This is a genomic window from Gordonia lacunae (assembly GCF_002149015.1).
In the GTDB taxonomy this organism is placed as follows: Bacteria; Actinomycetota; Actinomycetes; order Mycobacteriales; family Mycobacteriaceae; genus Gordonia; species Gordonia lacunae.
In genome coordinates this window covers 69075-85354 of the sequence record NZ_NGFO01000001.1, presented here as the reverse complement: position 1 = coordinate 85354, position 16280 = coordinate 69075, and the positions used below count along the sequence as shown (strand labels likewise).

Annotated in this window: 14 protein-coding genes; 5 read left to right on the top strand and 9 right to left on the bottom strand. The window is 68.8% G+C overall.

The window, feature by feature from the left end; genetic code table 11:
• Positions 1-161: 161 nt before the first annotated feature.
• The 9 genes from CA982_RS00405 to glf all read right to left on the bottom strand — a co-directional run bounded on the left by CA982_RS00405 (position 162) and on the right by glf (position 12113).
• Positions 162-1175 carry a cutinase family protein gene (locus CA982_RS00405; RefSeq protein WP_086533381.1) on the bottom strand — a complete coding sequence of 338 codons (1014 nt, stop codon included), beginning with the start codon at positions 1173-1175 and terminating at the stop codon, positions 162-164.
• A gap of 1 nt (position 1176) precedes the next feature.
• Positions 1177-1713 (bottom strand): DUF732 domain-containing protein, encoded by a 537-nt coding sequence (locus CA982_RS00400; protein ID WP_086533380.1) that lies wholly within the window; start codon positions 1711-1713, stop codon positions 1177-1179.
• A gap of 293 nt (positions 1714-2006) precedes the next feature.
• Positions 2007-3539: an alpha/beta hydrolase-fold protein gene (locus tag CA982_RS00395; protein WP_086533379.1), complete on the bottom strand. Its 1533-nt coding sequence runs from the start codon at positions 3537-3539 to the stop codon at positions 2007-2009.
• Positions 3540-3831: 292 nt separating this feature from the next.
• A complete protein-coding gene (locus CA982_RS00390) occupies positions 3832-4821 on the bottom strand; it encodes an alpha/beta hydrolase (protein ID WP_086533378.1) in 990 nt (329 codons plus the stop codon).
• 382 nt (positions 4822-5203) lie between these two features.
• Positions 5204-7291 carry an arabinofuranosyltransferase AftB family protein gene (locus CA982_RS00385; RefSeq protein ID WP_086533377.1) on the bottom strand — a complete coding sequence of 696 codons (2088 nt, stop codon included), beginning with the start codon at positions 7289-7291 and terminating at the stop codon, positions 5204-5206.
• Positions 7278-8198 carry a decaprenyl-phosphate phosphoribosyltransferase gene (locus CA982_RS00380; RefSeq protein ID WP_086533376.1) on the bottom strand — a complete coding sequence of 307 codons (921 nt, stop codon included), beginning with the start codon at positions 8196-8198 and terminating at the stop codon, positions 7278-7280. The genes CA982_RS00385 and CA982_RS00380 overlap by 14 nt, the downstream gene beginning before the upstream one ends.
• Positions 8195-8980 (bottom strand): phosphatase PAP2 family protein, encoded by a 786-nt coding sequence (locus CA982_RS00375; RefSeq protein WP_425269009.1) that lies wholly within the window; start codon positions 8978-8980, stop codon positions 8195-8197. The genes CA982_RS00380 and CA982_RS00375 overlap by 4 nt, the downstream gene beginning before the upstream one ends.
• Positions 8964-10904, bottom strand: a complete 1941-nt coding sequence (locus CA982_RS00370; protein ID WP_086533375.1) for a glycosyltransferase — start codon at positions 10902-10904, stop codon at positions 8964-8966. Before CA982_RS00370 ends, CA982_RS00375 begins: the two co-directional genes overlap by 17 nt.
• Complete coding sequence (glf, locus tag CA982_RS00365) at positions 10905-12113, bottom strand: UDP-galactopyranose mutase (RefSeq protein WP_086533374.1); 1209 nt, start codon at positions 12111-12113, stop codon at positions 10905-10907. It lies immediately after the preceding gene.
• Positions 12114-12248: 135 nt separating this feature from the next.
• On the opposite strand from glf, the gene CA982_RS00360 reads away from it, so the two are divergent.
• From CA982_RS00360 to CA982_RS00340, 5 genes are all read left to right on the top strand, one after another.
• Positions 12249-13031 carry a glycosyltransferase family 2 protein gene (locus CA982_RS00360; RefSeq protein ID WP_086533373.1) on the top strand — a complete coding sequence of 261 codons (783 nt, stop codon included), beginning with the start codon at positions 12249-12251 and terminating at the stop codon, positions 13029-13031.
• Positions 13028-13978, top strand: a complete 951-nt coding sequence (locus CA982_RS00355) for an acyl-CoA dehydrogenase family protein (RefSeq protein WP_086533372.1) — start codon at positions 13028-13030, stop codon at positions 13976-13978. Before CA982_RS00360 ends, CA982_RS00355 begins: the two co-directional genes overlap by 4 nt.
• Positions 13975-14754 (top strand): PIG-L deacetylase family protein, encoded by a 780-nt coding sequence (locus CA982_RS00350; RefSeq protein WP_086533371.1) that lies wholly within the window; start codon positions 13975-13977, stop codon positions 14752-14754. The genes CA982_RS00355 and CA982_RS00350 overlap by 4 nt, the downstream gene beginning before the upstream one ends.
• An 83-nt stretch (positions 14755-14837) precedes the next feature.
• Complete coding sequence (locus CA982_RS00345; protein WP_086533604.1) at positions 14838-15503, top strand: class I SAM-dependent DNA methyltransferase; 666 nt, start codon at positions 14838-14840, stop codon at positions 15501-15503.
• 91 nt (positions 15504-15594) lie between these two features.
• Complete coding sequence (locus CA982_RS00340) at positions 15595-16278, top strand: GAF and ANTAR domain-containing protein (RefSeq protein WP_086533370.1); 684 nt, start codon at positions 15595-15597, stop codon at positions 16276-16278.
• Positions 16279-16280 lie beyond the last annotated feature (2 nt).

The window sequence follows — 16280 nt, the reverse complement described above, 5'->3', positions numbered from 1 at the left end:
GTTCCTCGGGCCAGCCCAACACGTTAATGCAGCGTGACGGCACCGCCAAACGAATCGGCGGACGCCGCCAGACGGAGGTTACCGGCCGGTTAGTTCGACGACGGGCCCGGTGGCACATCGGTGACGCCCCGGCCGGTGCGGTCCCGCCGGGAGGACAACGGTCAGTTGTGCTCGGGGGTGGGCGCGTCCTGGATGAGGCCCTTGGACCAGTCGTACATCCACTGGGTCGCGGTCTGGCCGTCGTTCTCCCAGTAGCGCGTCGTCGCGTACATCGCATGGATGGGGTTCGACGCCGCGTTCGCCAGCTTCGACACCGCCGCCAGCGGGTTGACGATCGTCGGCGAATCGCAGATGAGATCGCCCGGCGCGCAGATGGATTGGACCCGGTCGCGGAGTTCGCCGAATCCGCCGTTGCGCGGGCCGGTCATCGAGATGCCGGGTACCAGATTGCCCATCCCGCCGAGCGCGATCTCCGCGCCCACGCCGTTCGGGCTCGGCGCGATGTCGTTCTGTTCACCCGGCTGGCGCCGGCCGTCGGCGATGAGTCCGACACCGAGCACCAGATCCTGGTCGCCCTTGTCGAGCACGCCCCGGCCGTTGCCGATGTTGCTCGCGAGATCTCCCGCGATGACCGCACCCTGGCTGAAGCCCATGATCACGTAGCCGGTGAGCGGGCAGCGCTCGTTGGTGGAGATGATCTTGCCCGCCGCCCGCTTGTAGCCCTGGGTGCGCGAGACGTTGTAGTCGACCTGCCGGTCGCCCAAGTTGGTCGGATTCCGGAACTGGGCCGTGTAGGGGACGGTGTAGATCTCGCTGCGCGAGGTGTCGAAGTCGTTCGACAGCGCGCGTGAGACGCGCAGCATCAGCGAGTTCGGGTTCGCCGACGGCTTGTACGGATCGTCGTCGGCGCTCGACTCCCAGGTCCCGGGGATGACGACCGTCAGGACGTCGGGGCAGTCCGCGGGCTGGGCGTCGGGTCGTTCGCCGGACGGCGGGGTGCTCGACGGCCCGCCGGGGCCGATCGGCGCGGGGCCGGGCGCCAGCCACACCAGGACCAGCACGACGATGAGCACGATCGCGATGACCGCGAGCGCGAGGAGCAGCAGGGCGAACTTGCCGAGCCGCCGGACCGGACCCTTCCGGGTGCGGCCCGCGGCGTTGCGACGGGCGGCCACGTCAGCAGTAGTGCTGTTCTGCTGCGCGAATGACCTTGTCGGCCTTCACGTTGGCTTCTTCGACATTGTCCGCGCCGGGACCGACCGAGGCGGTGACGAAGGCCTTCACCATGCTCGGGTCGGTGCCCTTCTGCTTGGCGCCGCAGACGTACTTCGCCATGGTCAGGGCCACCGAGTTGTCGTTGTCGCCCATGAAGGTGACGTCTTGCTGCTTCAGCGCGGCGAGGTAGGCGCGGGCCTTGTCATCGAGCGGCTGCCCGCTGGGGCCGGGGAAACTGGCCGGGACCTTCGTGCTGGGGTTCGGCGCGGTCGCGGGCAACTCCGACGTGCCGCCGGGCGTGGAGGTGGTCGTCTCCGCGGACGGCGAGCCCGGCGTACTCGAGGAGGACTCCGCCGCCGAGTAGAGCGAGGTCGTCGTGACCGGGTTGTTGGTGATCGGCGCACTGGCCGTCGAGTCGTCGGCGCAGGCCGATACGGACCCGAGCGCGAGAGCGAGGCCCGTCACGGCCAGCACCAGCCGCACACACTTCGTTGTCATCGCCACTTCCTGCCGAACCTTTCTCCGTCAGATCGCGCACCACCGGACAATCTGTCCGGCGACACCTCACGCGTCCGGCCTGCGGCCGATCGCGACGCAGGGGCACCCTGCATCGCACACCACGTCAGGCTACCGTCCGCGCGGGGACATTCCGGCCGCCGCACTCGCACCACCTGCACAAACGGTCTGATTCCTCAGCGAAGTTTCAGGCCGTACACACGTGCGGTCGAGGTTAGGGGCACCGACGGGTGCCCCCGTCCTCCTCTTTCGGAGTCGGCTCGTCATCGGCCCCCTCACTTCAGGACTTTGGTGCCGTCCTTCGCGGTCCAGGTGATCCGGCCGTGCTCGAAGTAGTTCAGGCGGCCCTTGCCGTCGCGGGTCGGGAGTTCGTCGCTCGTCGGCTTGCCGAGGCGGCCGGCCGGACCGCCGGCGGCCACGTAGGCGCCGCCGATCGCACCGGTGACGATCTTCGGACCCTTCGGTCCGGTGAACATGCGTCCGCCGGCGAAGTCCTGGGCCTTGCCGCCGGCCACCGGGTACGACGGGGTGAGGCAGCCACCGAGGTCCGCCTTGTTGGCGTCCCAGACCTTGCGGAAGGCGCCGTCGACGCGGCATGCGACCGCATCACGCGACAGTCCGAGCGCGGCCGCGGCCTGCGGCCAGGCCTGCATCATCTCGAACTCCCAGTAGGGCCAGGTGTGCGTACCCGACGGCCGGTAGTTGGCCTGGCCGGGAATCCCCTTGCGGTTGAGCTGGATCGCGAACTGCTGTGAGGTGACGCGACTCAGCATCTCGAGTCCGACACCCGAGTAGTTGGTCGCGAGCATCGGGATGTCGGACGGTTTGTCGTGGGGTCCCACCATGCCGTTGCCCGACGAGACGTACAGACTCGTCCCCTGCAGCTTGTCGACCAGCAGGTACGGATCGTGTTCCTTCCAGGCCGGGTCCGAGGGCGGGCCGAACATCTTCATCGAGTCGTAGCCGCCACCGTCGCGCACCGCGAACTGGATCGCCTGCGGCATGCCGAACGAACTCAGCTGCAGGATTCCCGAGAACGACGCCGCGAACTTGTAGAACCCGGGATTGCGGGCGGCGAGCATCATCGCCGCGGAGCCACCCATCGACAGCCCCTCGATGCCGCGGACGTCGGTGGACCGCCAGTCGTTCTCCAGGATGGGCGGCAGTTCCCGCATGAGGAACGTCTCCCACTTGTAGTTCTTGCCGCGATCGGGTTCCTTCCAGTCGGTGTAGAAACTCGACTCACCACCGATCGGCAGGATGACGTTGACGTTCTTGTCCTTGTAGAAGTCGACGATCTTGGTGTTGATGATCCAACCGCTCTGATCGTCCTGCGCGCGCAGACCGTCGAGCATGGTCAGCTGCGGGAACTTCTCCTTCGGCTTCGCGTGCCAGTCGCGGGCCAGCAGGATCTGCACCTGGATGTTGGTGTTCATCGCCGGGGAGTACACCCACAGGGCCACGCGTCGGTCGGTGTACCAGTAGGTGTTGGTCACCTTCGCCGGCTGGGCGGCGGGCACCGAGGCCGGCGCGACCGGGGCACGAGAGCTCGGCGGTGCGGGTGCCGGCGCGCTGGGTGAGGCCGGCGGCGCGGGAGCTGCCGGCGGTGCCGCGGGGGCGGGCGGGGCCGGCGCGGGTTCGGCGCCTGCGAGTCCGTTCCCGATCACGAGGACCGCGACCGTCGCCAGCGCGACCACGGCGGCCTTCACCGGACGAAGGGTCGCCCGACGGCCGGCCGGGCGCGTGCCATCCAGCCCTGCATCGACCGGTCCCGCGTCGACCCTGCCTGTACCGCTGTTTCGCCGCATCACTCTCCAGAACTCCTTCGCCCCTGTACGCCGGCGCCCAGCAGCGTCGTGACCGATTCCCCGTCAGTCACACGTGCCTCATGAGTATCAAACGCCTCAGGAGTTTCTTACACGCCGTAGCGCGCCCTGTCCGCACGCCACGCTGTGACACGTGGGATTTGTGTGACAGTTGATATCTCGCGCTATTCCCAGGGGCGCGCGGGCCGGAGCAGGGCAGGGCCGACAACACGACGACGCCCCGCCCGGTGACCCGGGCGGGGCGTCGTGTGGCCGGCGGACCGGCGCTGTCAGATCAGCGGAAGAACCCGCGGTTCTTGGCGTTCCAGACCATGTCCTGCCAGTAGCCCCAGGCGTGGGTGCCGTTGGCGTAGTAGGTCATGAGCGGCACACCCTGCACGAAGGCCGCGGCCTCGAAGGCCTTGGACTGCGTGAACGCGAGCAGCTCGAGGGTCGAGCCCTTGAACAGGTCGTCGAAGACGTTGGGCAGTGCGTTGTAGCGGCCGAAGAGACCGTTACCGGAACCGACGAAGACCTTCATTCCGCGCATCAGGCCGATGTTCCAGAAGGGATCGTTCTGGAACCAGCGGATGCTCCACGGCGGGCCCCACATCGCGTCGATGTTCCACGGCTTCGGGTCGACGTCGAGCATCGCCAGACGCAGCGCGGTACGCATACCGGGCGCGCTCAGGAAGTTGTAGCCCGAGAGCGAGCCGGCGCGGTCGAAGTGCTGACGGTTCTGGGCGCCGAGGACGAGTGCGGCGTTACCACCCATGGACAGACCCATGATCGCGTAGCGCTTCGACGGTCCGACGCGGAAGCCGCGGGCGTCGAGTGCGCTGATCAGGGTCCGGCTGATGACGCAGTTCCAGCGGTACCGGTAGGGCTGCCGGTTGAAGTTGCTGGGCGCATCCCAGTCGGTGTAGAAGCTTGCGGGTCCACCGATGGGCTCGACGACGTTGACGCCGGACTTCACCATCTCCTGGACGTTGGTGTTGATCTCCCAGCCGCTGTAGTCGTACTGGGCGCGCATGCCGTCGAGAAGGATGACGGTCTTGTAGTTGCCGGGCTTCTTCCAGGCGCGGACCTTGACGTTCGGCATCCCGCAGCCGTTGACCCAGAACTCCTGCTTGCCGACCTGCGTTCCGCCGATCCGGGCGTTGGCCTGGCCGGCGACGACGCCGGTCAGCCCGACAACTGTCAGGATGGCGACGAATGCGGCGATCAACCGGTTGCTCATCCGGTTGCGCGCAGGCCTCGGCGCCTCAGTGGCAGCTTCACGCATGTACAGAATCTCCCTCTTCAGCCGATCGGCCGGAACTCGTAGTCCCTAGCGGCCAACCGGTCCTTGTGCGTCACACATTTTTCGTCCCCCGGCTCATTGCGCGGCGCGACGTCGTTCACGAGTCGTTCTCGCATGCGATTCACCGTCGGCGAGCCTATTCGATGCCCCCGGACGTGACAAACCATGTGATCGCGATCACAACCCCCGTCACTTCGGCGTCCCAGCAGTTCAGAACACCTCCATCACGACCTTTCTATCGGCCGCGCCCACGGGGACGTTACCGATCCGAGATGTTCGACGGCAACTCCACAGGTTCGGCCCCGCGTTTTCTATGCGTTCTCTTGGTGTCGTGTGCTCGGGTACGACGCTCGGAGGCGCGTCGCTAGCGCGGGTGGACCGGCGGCGGCATCTCCAGCCCGCAGCGCTGGATCTCGTACTCCGGCTCGCGCTGGATTCGATAGCTGTTGAAGGTGAACGCCTGCCGCAGATTGTGCTTGAAGCGATCGAAGGACCAGGGGGCCTCGAACGAGGCGAAGCGGTCCTTGGTCTCCGGGCACTGCAGGGCGACCTGGGCCTGGCGGACCAGATCCTCGTCGAGGTACCCGGGCAGCACGGGACGGCGCGGGAACGCGCCCGCCTCGGCGACGACCCACTCGCTCGGCAGGATCTTGTCGTGCCCGATGCGACCGTCCTCGAGGCGTTCGGTGTGCGCGGCGAGCGGGTACGCCAGACCCATCTGATCGATGACGCGCACATCCAGCGGGGCGTTCATGCTCGTCATTCCCAGATTGAGGAAATAGACGGTCACCTGGCGCTCGGCACCCTTGGGCATGACGGCCGGCAGCTGCGCCACGTACCACTCGTCGTAGTTGAACGACGGCAGGATGACGCCGCCGTCCTTGCGATACTCGTCGATCTTCTCGACCATCGCGGCCATGCGCGGGTAATCGAGATAGTCCTCGGCCGTCACCGGGTTCTCGTTGCCCATGTTGGTGACGTAGAAGCGGCGCTCGTCGACGATGCCGCTGCGACCGATGTCGATACCGGCGTTCGGCAGCACGTTGGCGTGCGTGGCGACCGCCCACACGACGACGGTGATCCACATGCCGCTCATCGCCACCGCGCCGACGAGTTGAGCCCGCGCGCGGCGACGATCTCCCGGCGCCGGTGCGGCCGCCACGGGCTCGGGATCGCCGGCCGGGCCGGCCACGGGGTCGGAGATCACCGACTCGGAGTCCTTCGACGACCGGCGACGGAACGCCGCGCCGACGTGCCCGGGAATCGTCACCGGCACGATCATCAGCGGGAGCAGGGTGACGAACACCGGCACCAGCAGCACCCGTCCGTGCATGAAGTCGCCGCCCTGGCGCATCCAGTAGACGATCAGGACGATGCCGGCGAGGACCACGACGGTCACGACCGCGGTCGAGGACTGCAATCGGCGCGACCAGCCGGCGAGCCGCGACGACCACGTCGGCGCCGGGGTGGCTTCACCGGTGTCGGCCGGGGCGGTGCCCGGGGCGTCCGCTCCCGCGGCCCGCATCCGGCCGCCGACGATCAGCAGCACACCCGCGACGGCCGCCAGGACGACCGGCAGCACCAGCACGTAGGGGCCGAAAAGATTGGTCAGGTACGCGAAGCCCTGGTCCCACTTCGCACCGCTGGCGTCCTTCGCGACCGCGGGATTCGGGACCAGGAGCGCGTAGTAGCCCATGCGGAAGATCTGATAGCCGACCGGCAGCGCGCCCGCGACCACGACGACGCCCACCCGCATCTTCCAGCCGAGGGGCGCGAAGAAGACCAGCAACAGGACCAGGCCGCCCAGAATGGCCAGCTCGGGCCGGACCAGCGGCGCCAGACCGGCGGTGAAGGCGAGTACGAGCGTGGCCGCCGCGCTCCCGCGGCCCGTGTGCGGGCCGCGGCGCGCCCAGGCGACGAGCTGGCACCACAGGACGGCCGCCCAGAAGATGCAGAGGCCGTTCTCCAGGCCGCTGGTCGCGAAGTCGCGGGCGGGCGGGATGGCGATGTAGATGAGGGCACCGAACGGGAGCAGCAGGGTCCAGCCGTCGCCGGTGATCCCGCCGATCCGGGTGCCGAACAGGCGTGCGCTGCCGTACATCGCGATCGGGATCGCGGCCACCGAGCACACCAGCGCCACCCAGAGTGCGACGTACTCGAGCTGGCCGTCGGTGATCCACGCCCAGAACCACAACAGGTAGGTCCAGGCGGTCGAGGTGTTGGCCTCGACCCGCTCCCCGGCGTTGAAGACCGGACCGTTGCCGGCGAAGAGGTTGCGCAGCGTACGCAGGACGATCAGTCCGTCGTCGGCGATCCACCGGCGCTGCCACGCACCGATCGCGAAGAAGGTGGTGACGACGACGGCCCCGACGACGAAACTGACGGCCGCAACCTTGGTGCGGCCGGTCGTCAGCGCCCGGAATCCGGTTGGCGACTCATCAATTGACTGCATAGACCGCGACACCCACACACACCAGCCACGCCACGGCGAGCAGCTGCAGGACACGATCGCCGAGCGCGATCTCCTCGGGCTCGCCCGCGGCACCGCCGTCGACGTCGACCGCGTAGCGCAGGATCGCGACCGTGAACGGCACCATCGAGATGGCGTACGCGACGTTGGTGTCGTGGTCGGAGCCCTTGTCGAAGGCCCACAGGCCGTAGAAGATCACGACCGCGGTCGCCGACAGCGTCCAGACGAACCGCAGGTAGGTGGTCGTGTAGTACTCGAGCGCCTTGCGGATCTTGGCGCCGGTGCGCTCGGCGAGCTGGAGCTCGGCGTAACGCTTGCCCGCCGCCATGAACAGCGAGCCGAAGGCCATCACGAGCAGGAACCACTGCGACAGCACGATCTCGGCGGCGACGCCACCGGCGATAGCGCGCAGCAGGAAGCCCGAGGACACGATGCAGATGTCGATGACGGCCTGGTTCTTCAGGCCGAAGCAGTAGCCGAGCTGGATGACCAGGTAGATGGCGATGACCACGGCCGTCTGCCAGTTCGCCAGGAAGGCGATCCCGATCGAGCCGACGAGCAGGACGACGGCCAAGACGTAGGCCAGCGTCACCGGCACGACGCCGGCGGCGATCGGCCGGAACCGCTTGGTCGGGTGGTTGCGGTCGGACTCGACGTCCATCGCGTCGTTGACCAGGTAGATGCTCGACGCGGCGAGGCAGAACGCGACGAAGGCGATCCCGGCGGAGGCCAGTACAGAGGCGTCGGTGATGTTGCCCGCGGCGAGCGGAGCGGCGAGCACCAGGACGTTCTTGACCCACTGCCGCGGCCGGACGGCCTTGATCAGCCCGGACGTCAGGTTCTTCGGCGGTCCGAGGACCTTCCCGTGCTCGATCGGCTCCTCGCTCATGCACTCTCCCTGTGTCGTGTCACCCGCGCGATGACGGGGGACGCGGCAAGACGCAGCGGCCCGCCGGGTACTGCGGCCGTGAGGCCGAGCCGGGCCAGGACGCGCGCCGCACGGCGGGCGCGCCCGGGGTCCGGGTTGTTCCGGGTGGGTTCGAGCAGCACCTTATCGCCCACGACGACCGCCGCTGCGCTCGCGGCACCGATCGCGGCGCCCGCCGTGACATCGCTCGGGTAGTGGACTCCCAGCACCAGGCGGGACACGAGCATCGGCGGCACCAGGACGGCGGGCAGCACCTTCGGGTCCCAGCCGGCGGCGCGGCCGATGAGGATCGCCGCCGCGGTCGTGGAGGTGGCGTGCGAGGACGGGAAGCTCAGCTTGCTGGGCGTCGACACCCCGATCGCGATCGCGGGGTGGGCCGGTCGAGGCCGCCGGACGATCCGCTTGATGATCACCGACGCGGCGTGCGCACCGAAGGCACCCACTCCGGCCTCGAACCAGAGCTGCTGCGCGCGCACGTCACCGCGGCGGCGGGCCAGGGCCCAGCCGGTCCCCGAGATCGCGAGCCAGCCCAGCGCGTGCTCGCCCACGTGCGACAGTCCGCGCGCGGCCGGCCGGACACCGGGGCGGCCACCGATCCCGGCCTGGATGGCCACGAGGGCCTTCTCCTCGCCGTTCAGGGGACGCGGGATGTCGTCGGCCGGGACCCGGCCCGTCTCCGCACGGTCCTCCAGCACCTTGTCGTCCCCACTGCCGACCACCGGACCATCAGATTCCGAAGACACCCGCCCAGCTCTCCTTCGACGTCAGGTCGCGGTGCGCAGACCTGTACTGCTGCTTCATCTCCGGGAACTTGTCCTGCAGTTCCTTCACGAGGGCGAAGTGTTCACGTGCGAGCTCGATCATCTTCTCGCGGTCGCGCTGCCGATAGACGACGCCGCGGCCGTCGGCGGTGGTGACGGTGACACCGTCGACCCGGCCGAGGGAGAACCACCGCGCCTCGATCGGCGGGAAGTTGGCCTGCGGCACCTCGTGATGCCGCGGGTCGGCCGGGCGGACGTTGTTCACCACGGCAGCGGTCAGCGCCTTGATCTTGCTGACCGGGTTCAGCGGGATCGAGGTACCCAGATGCGTTGCCTCGCCGGAGGTCCGGGGCAACTCGGTCGCCGACGGAAGGACGACCGCATCCGGGTACTGCTTGCGCATCTGCGCGACCTTCGGCAGCGCGGTCGGCAGCAGGCTGCGGATGTGATCGGGTCCGGCCAGGAAGTCCCGGATTGCCTCGTTCTGGATCGCGACGGTGGAGTATTCAAGGCAGAGAAGGTGTTTCGCGGTCGCCTTGGTCATCGACCGGACAATGCCCTTGATCGGACCGTCATGGTGGATCGATGCGACGACGAGCCGGTTGCGCAGGTGGAAGTACGCCTGCCAGTCGATGGCGTCGTCCTTGTCACTCCAGGCCATGTGCCAGATGGCGATTCCCGGCACGGTGGCCGTGGGGTAGCCCGCCTTGGCTGCGCGGAGCGCGAACTCCCAGTCGTCCCACTTGATGAACAGCGGCATCGGCAGACCGATCTGCTCCGCGCACTCGCGCGGGATCATGCACATCCACCAGCCGTTGCCCTCGACGTCGATCCGCCGGTGCAGGTTCTTCGAGTTCTCGCGGTCCCGCAGCGGGTACTTCGAGAAGTTGTGGTCGTAGTCGACGAACGGCGCCGCGGTCCACATGAAGGTGTCGCGGCGGATCACCTCACCCATGCAGTGCAGGTGGCTGCGGTCCTGCAGATTGAGCATCTGACCGCCGACGAGCATGGGCGTCTTGGCGAATCGCGACATGGCCAGCGCCCGCAGGATCGAGTCGGGCTCGATGGCGATGTCGTCGTCCATGTAGAGCACGTAGGGCGAGTCGGTGAGCCGCAGCGCCTCGTACATGATCCGCGCGTATCCGCCCGAACCGCCGAGGTTGCCCTGGTCGAAGATGTGCAGGCGGTCGCCGAGAGCCGCGGCGGCCTCGGTGTAACCGGGTTCGTCGACGACCTTCTTGGTGCCCTGGTCGGGCATCAGCACCGCGTCGATCACCTCGTCGACCATCGGGTCGGAGGTCAACGCGGCCAACGCGTTCACCGCGTCGGTGGGGCGATTGAACGTCGGGATGCCGACCGTGACGCGCTTGGTCTCCGCGTCCGGGGTGGGTGCCTCGATGGGCGCGTACCAACCGGCGGAGACGATCTCGGTGTCGGTGTCGGTGGTGACGTCGAACCAGATCCAGCCGCCGTCCTCGAACGGGCCCAGGTCGAGCTCGAATTCGACGACGCCGCGTCCGGTTTCGTCGGTGTCGACGAGGTCACCGCCGATGCCGATGCGCGACCCGTCGATCTTGGAGCGGTACAGGTCGACGCGGCAGGTGCCGATCACCTCGACACGCAGCACCACCGAGTCGAGGATGCTCCAGCGCCGCCAGTAGGCCGCGGCGAACGCGTTGAAGTAGGTCTCGAAGCTCACCTCGGATTCGGCGCCGAGAAGCACCGAGGTCCGGCTCGGGGCGTGCGCCCGGCGATTGTTGCTCTCGGACTCCACGACATACAGCGACCGAACGTCGAGCGGCTCCCCGGCGCGCGGGAAGATCACGCGCTGCAGAAGGGATGTCGCCTTCGACGGACCTACGCCGGCGTCGGGGATGTCGGATTGGTTCACGGGAGTCACCGTCATCTATTCGGCTCCTGCGGGGTCGGCCACCAGCGGCGCACCATCACGCAGATGCGGTGCCAGGGTGTTGTCGAACATGGTGAGCGCGCTCGCGATCGCCATGTGCATGTCGAGGTACTGGTAGGTGCCGAGGCGGCCGCCGAACAGCACACCGGCGCTGGCGGTCTCGGTACGAGCGAGCTCGCGGTAGGCGGTCAGCATCGCCCGGTCCTCCGGGGTGTTGATCGGGTAGTACGGCTCGTCGTCGTTCTCGGCGAAGCGGCTGAACTCCCGCATGATGACCGTCTTGTCGTCGGGGTAGGAGTCCCGCTCGGGATGGAAATGCCGGAACTCGTGGATGCGGGTGAACGGGACGTCGGCGTCGTTGTAGTTCATCACCGGGGTGCCCTGGAAGTCGCCGGTGTCGAGTACTTCGGTCTCGAAATCCAGTGTGCGCCAGCCGAGTCGGCCCGCCGAGTACTCGAAGTAGCGGTCCACGGGGCCGGTGTACACGATCGGGGCGTCGGGACTGTCGGCGCGCAGTTGCTCACGCACATCGAACCAGTCGGTGGACAGGCGCACCTCGATGCGATCGTCGGCCGCCATGCTCTGGAGCCATGCGGTGTAGCCGTCGACCGGCAGACCCTCGTGGGTGTCGTTGAAGTACCGGTTGTCGAAGGTGTAGCGGACCGGCAGCCGGGTGATGTTGCCCGCGGGCAACTCCGTGGGATCGGTCTGCCACTGCTTGGCGGTGTAGTGCTTGATGAACGCCTCGTAGAGCGGGCGGCCGATCAGGCTGATCGCCTTCTCCTCGAGGTTGCGCGCCTCGGCGGTCTCGATCTCGCTGGCCTGCTCGGCGATGAGCTTCCGCGCCTCGTCGGGGCTGAAGTACCGGCCGAAGAACTGGCTGACGAGCCCCAGGCCCATCGGGAACTGGTAGGCCTGCCCGTTGTGCAGCGCGAACACGCGGTGCTGGTAGTTCGTGAAATCGGTGAACTGGTTGACGTACTCCCACACCCGCTCGTTGGAGGTGTGGAACAGGTGAGCCCCGTACTTGTGGATCTCGATACCGGTCGTCGGCTCGGGTTCGGAGTACGCGTTGCCGCCGAGGTGGTCGCGTCGGTCGAGCACGAGGACCCGTTTGCCCAGCTGCGTCGCGGCCCGTTCGGCGACGGTGAGGCCGAAGAATCCGGAGCCGACGACGATCAGGTCATAAGCGCTACTGGTTGCCACGGGTCCTCAGGGTAACGGACCCTCCCTGAGGAATCTCCGAGCCACGGGGCCTGGCACGGAAGCCGGGTAATGTTTCGATCGTCGGCCTGTAGCCCTCGGGCCCGTACCTTCTCCTGTGAGTAGTTCGGGGTTTGCGTGACGCCGCTGTTCGTTCGACCGCCCGACGACCGGGCGCCGGCAGCCCTCTCACGGCCCCCCGGGGAGCAGACACGACCACCGCACCCGCCGGTCGAGCGCGTCGTCGTCGTGATCCCGGTCCACAACGAGGCCGAACGCCTCCCCGCCTGCCTCGACGCTCTCGCCGCCGCGGCGACGGCGGTGCCGATACCCGTGGAGACGATCGTGGTCCTCGACGCGTGCGACGACGACTCCGCGCTGCTGGTCCGACCTCACCTGTCGGCCCTTGCCGTGGACGTCCGCTGCGTCGGCGCCGCACGTCGGGCCGGCTTCGCGTCCGCCGGCACGGCCGCCGCGGAGCTCGACACCACGTGGTTCGCGACCACCGACGCCGACTCGACGGTCCCGCGTGACTGGCTCGTCGGACATGTGGCCGCCGCGGATGCCGGCGCGGACGCCTATGTGGGCACCGTCACCCCGGACGGCTTCGACGGATGGCCGGCGGGGACCGACGAGAGATATCGGCGGGAGTACGACGCGAGTCCCGGGCACGGCCACGTCCACGGCGCCAACCTCGGTGTCCGGGCCTCGACGTATCGCGCCGTCGGCGGGTTCGCCGAACTCGACGCGGACGAGGACGTCGATCTCGTCGATCGGCTGCGCGCCGCGGGTGCGGCGATCGAACGGGGCGCCCAGGTCCCGGTTCGCACGTCGACCCGGCGGGCGGGGCGAACCCGGCACGGGTTCGCGAGCTACCTGCGCGACCTCGCCGGCGACCGGCCCGGGGAGGCGGCCGGGTGACGCCCGCGCGGGCACGGGCCATCGTCGACGATCCGTCGTGGGCGCTCCCCCGCCCCGGCGGCGGACGCACCCTCGACCGGTTCGCCGCTCTCGTCCGTGCCTGTTCCGACGACATCAGCACGGGCCGTCTCGTCGAGGCGCATGCCGACGCCGACGCCATCCTCGCGGAGATCTGCGGCGGGGGCACCGTCCCGGGCGAGTTCTGGGGAGTGTGGGCCGCCCAGGGCCGCGACACCCGCGTCCAGGCCCACGCGGTCGCGCACGGTTGGGAACTGAGCGGCATCAAGGAATGGTGCTCGGGGGCGACGTCATGCACCCATGCGCTGGTCACCGCGCACACCGACGCCGGCAGCCGGCTCTTCGCCGTCGATCTGAGCCGCGCCGGGGTCTCCGCGGACAGTTCGGGATGGGTCAACGCCGGTATGCGGGACTCCGACACAGGGTCCGTCGGCTTCGACGCCGTCCCGGCCGACGCGGTCGGCGAACCCGGCGCCTATCTCGACCGGCCGGGCTTCTGGCAGGGCGGGATCGGGGTCGCGGCATGCTGGTTCGGCGGGGCCCGCAAGGTCGCGGCGCCGCTCTACCGCGCGGCCGCGGGCTCCGACGACCCACTGCTGCGGATGCACGCCGGCGCCGTCGACGCCCAACTCGCCGCCGGATGGGCGCATCTGCAGGCCGCGGCACGTGAGATCGACGCCGACCCCACCGCGTCGTCGAAACGACTCGCCTTCGCGGTGCGCTGGTCCGTCGAACAGGTCGCCACCGCGGTGATCGATCGGGTGGGGCGAGCGCTGGGCCCCGGCCCGCTCGCCGCCGATCCCGATCACGCTCGGGCCGTCGCCGACCTCACCGTCTACATCCGGCAGTCCCACGCTGAACGCGACCTCGCGGTGCTGGGCGGACTGACCGGGGGTCGGATACCCGGCCCCGGATCGGAGACGGCGTGACGAGCGAAGGCTCCTCCACGCACCGCTTCGGCACCACCCCGACCGCGGCGGACGGAACCCCGGAGTCGGAGTGGCAGCGGTGGTTCGCGGCGCGGGGGCCGTGGCCCGACTTCGAGCCGGACGTCCGGCGTCTCGTCGTCCTCGCCGCCCACCCCGATGACGAGATCCTCGGCGTCGGCGGCACGATGGCGGCCGCCCACCGACGAGGGATCGAGGTCGTTCCGCTCTGTCTGTCCGACGGCTCGGCGTCCCATCCCGGTTCACCGACGCTGTCCCCGACCGAGCTGGCCGTCCGGCGCCACGCCGAAGTCGACACCGCGACATCGACCTTGGGCCTCGGACCGACCCGGTGGTGCGGACTCGGCGACGGCACCCTGTCGGCCCACGACAGCGAGATCGAGGCCATCGTCGACGCGGTGATCGCCGAGAAGCCCGACCTCCCCACCGCCCTGCTGGCGGTGTGGGCCCGCGACGGTCACCCCGACCACGAGGCCGTCGGGCGGTGCGCGCGGCGGGTCGGCGATCGGCACGGTGTCCCGGTCTGGATGTACCCGATCTGGATGTGGCACTGGGCGAAACCCGACGACCCCGACATCCCGTGGAATCGATTGCGCAACCTCGCCCTCGCCGACGACGTCGCGGTCGCCAAGCGTGCGGCGGTCCAGGCCTTCGAGACCCAGATCCGCCCGTTGTCACCGGCACCCGAGGACGCCGCCGTTCTCGGGCCGCACATTCTCGACCGGCTGCTCCGCGACCGAGAGTTCGTCTTCGTGTGAACGCCGGACACCCGAGTCAGACGTGGAGCAGGGTGGCGCGGCCGGTCGAGGACACGATCGGCGACGACAGGACGGATGAGGGCATGACCGACGACAGCAGCACCACCGGCGGCGGCGGGCGACAATCACTCCCCGACAGCTACTTCCACGACATGTACCGCAGCAGCGACGACCCGTGGGGTTTCGCAACGCGATGGTACGAGCGGCGGAAGTACGCTCTGACCCTCGCGGCGCTGAGCTCTCCCCGGTACGGGTCGGCGTTCGAACCCGGTTGTTCGATCGGCGTGCTGAGCGCCGAGTTGGCCACGCGCACCGATCATCTGCTGTGTACGGATGTCAGTCCGCGCGCGGTGGAGCTCGCCCGCCGGCGACTCGACGGCCACGACTCGGTCGACGTGCGCGTCGGTGACATCGTCTCCGACTGGCCGTCCGGTCGGTTCGACCTGATCGTGCTCAGCGAGGTCCTCTACTACCTCGACGACGCGGACCTCGACGCGGTCATCGCGCGGCTACCGGATTCGCTGACACCGACCGGCGAGGTGCTCGCGGTGCACTGGAGGTGGCGAGTCGAGGAGTACCCGCGGACCGGCGACGAGGTGCACGACGCGTTGCGCTCCTCGCCTCTGCACCCGTCGGCGTCGTACTCGGACACCGACTTCTGCATCGACGTGATGAGTTCGTCATCCACCGGATCGGTTGCGCAACGAGAGGGACTGGTCTCCGCCGAGCCCGCACACGGTACGGCATAATGGTCTTTTCGACAACGGGTGTTTCGAAGCCAGCGCTCTGCTGTCGGTCCAGCTGAGGCGCGCGCAACGACGTCTCACGAGGAGGCAAGGGGTGACCGGGTTGACGGACTTCGGAGCTCGGATGACGCGGATCGCAAGCGAGATGCGCAAGGAGAGTGACGACACCGAGGCGGCGCTTCGTTCGATGACCAAGTTCGCGGTCGATGCGATCCCGGGCGCCGAGTACGCGACCGTGACCCTCGTCGCCAACGGCGCGATCGAGACACCGGTGATGGTGGGCGACCTCGGCGGCGAAGCCGACCGGTTGCAGCGAGAACTCGGCGAGGGCCCCTGCATTCGGGCCGCGGTCGCCGACCTGACCGTCTGGGTCGACGACATGCGCGACGAGACACGCTGGCCGAACTTCGCCGCCGCCGCGGCCGACCTCGGCATCCGGTCGATGGCCTGCTTCTACCTCTACATCGACGGCGACGACTCGGCCGCGCTCAATCTGCACAGCACCGAGCCGAGGGCGTTCACCCCGGAGGCACGCCAGCTCGGCGAACTGTTCGCCGCGCACGCCGCGACCGCGTTCGGGGCCGTTCAGGAGAAGCAGCAACTGCGCGCGGCACTCGGTTCGCGCGACATCATCGGCCAGGCCAAGGGCATGATCATGGAGCGGTACAAGCTCGACGCCGGCGAGGCGTTCTCGCTGCTCGCGCGGTTGTCACAGGACACCAACACCAAGCTCGTCGACGTCGCCGTCCAGATCGTGGAGGCCGGGCCCGAGTCCTGAGG

Excerpts from the sequence above, each read along its gene's own strand:
- CA982_RS00345 (WP_086533604.1), top strand. The coding sequence starts at position 14,838 with ATGACCGACGACAGCAGCACCACCGGCGGCGGCGGGCGACAATCACTC.
- CA982_RS00395 (WP_086533379.1), bottom strand. The coding sequence starts at position 3,539 with ATGCGGCGAAACAGCGGTACAGGCAGGGTCGACGCGGGACCGGTCGAT.
- CA982_RS00385 (WP_086533377.1), bottom strand. The coding sequence starts at position 7,291 with ATGCAGTCAATTGATGAGTCGCCAACCGGATTCCGGGCGCTGACGACC.
- CA982_RS00370 (WP_086533375.1), bottom strand. The coding sequence starts at position 10,904 with ATGACGGTGACTCCCGTGAACCAATCCGACATCCCCGACGCCGGCGTA.
- CA982_RS00400 (WP_086533380.1), bottom strand. The coding sequence starts at position 1,713 with ATGACAACGAAGTGTGTGCGGCTGGTGCTGGCCGTGACGGGCCTCGCT.
- CA982_RS00380 (WP_086533376.1), bottom strand. The coding sequence starts at position 8,198 with ATGAGCGAGGAGCCGATCGAGCACGGGAAGGTCCTCGGACCGCCGAAG.
- CA982_RS00390 (WP_086533378.1), bottom strand. The coding sequence starts at position 4,821 with ATGCGTGAAGCTGCCACTGAGGCGCCGAGGCCTGCGCGCAACCGGATG.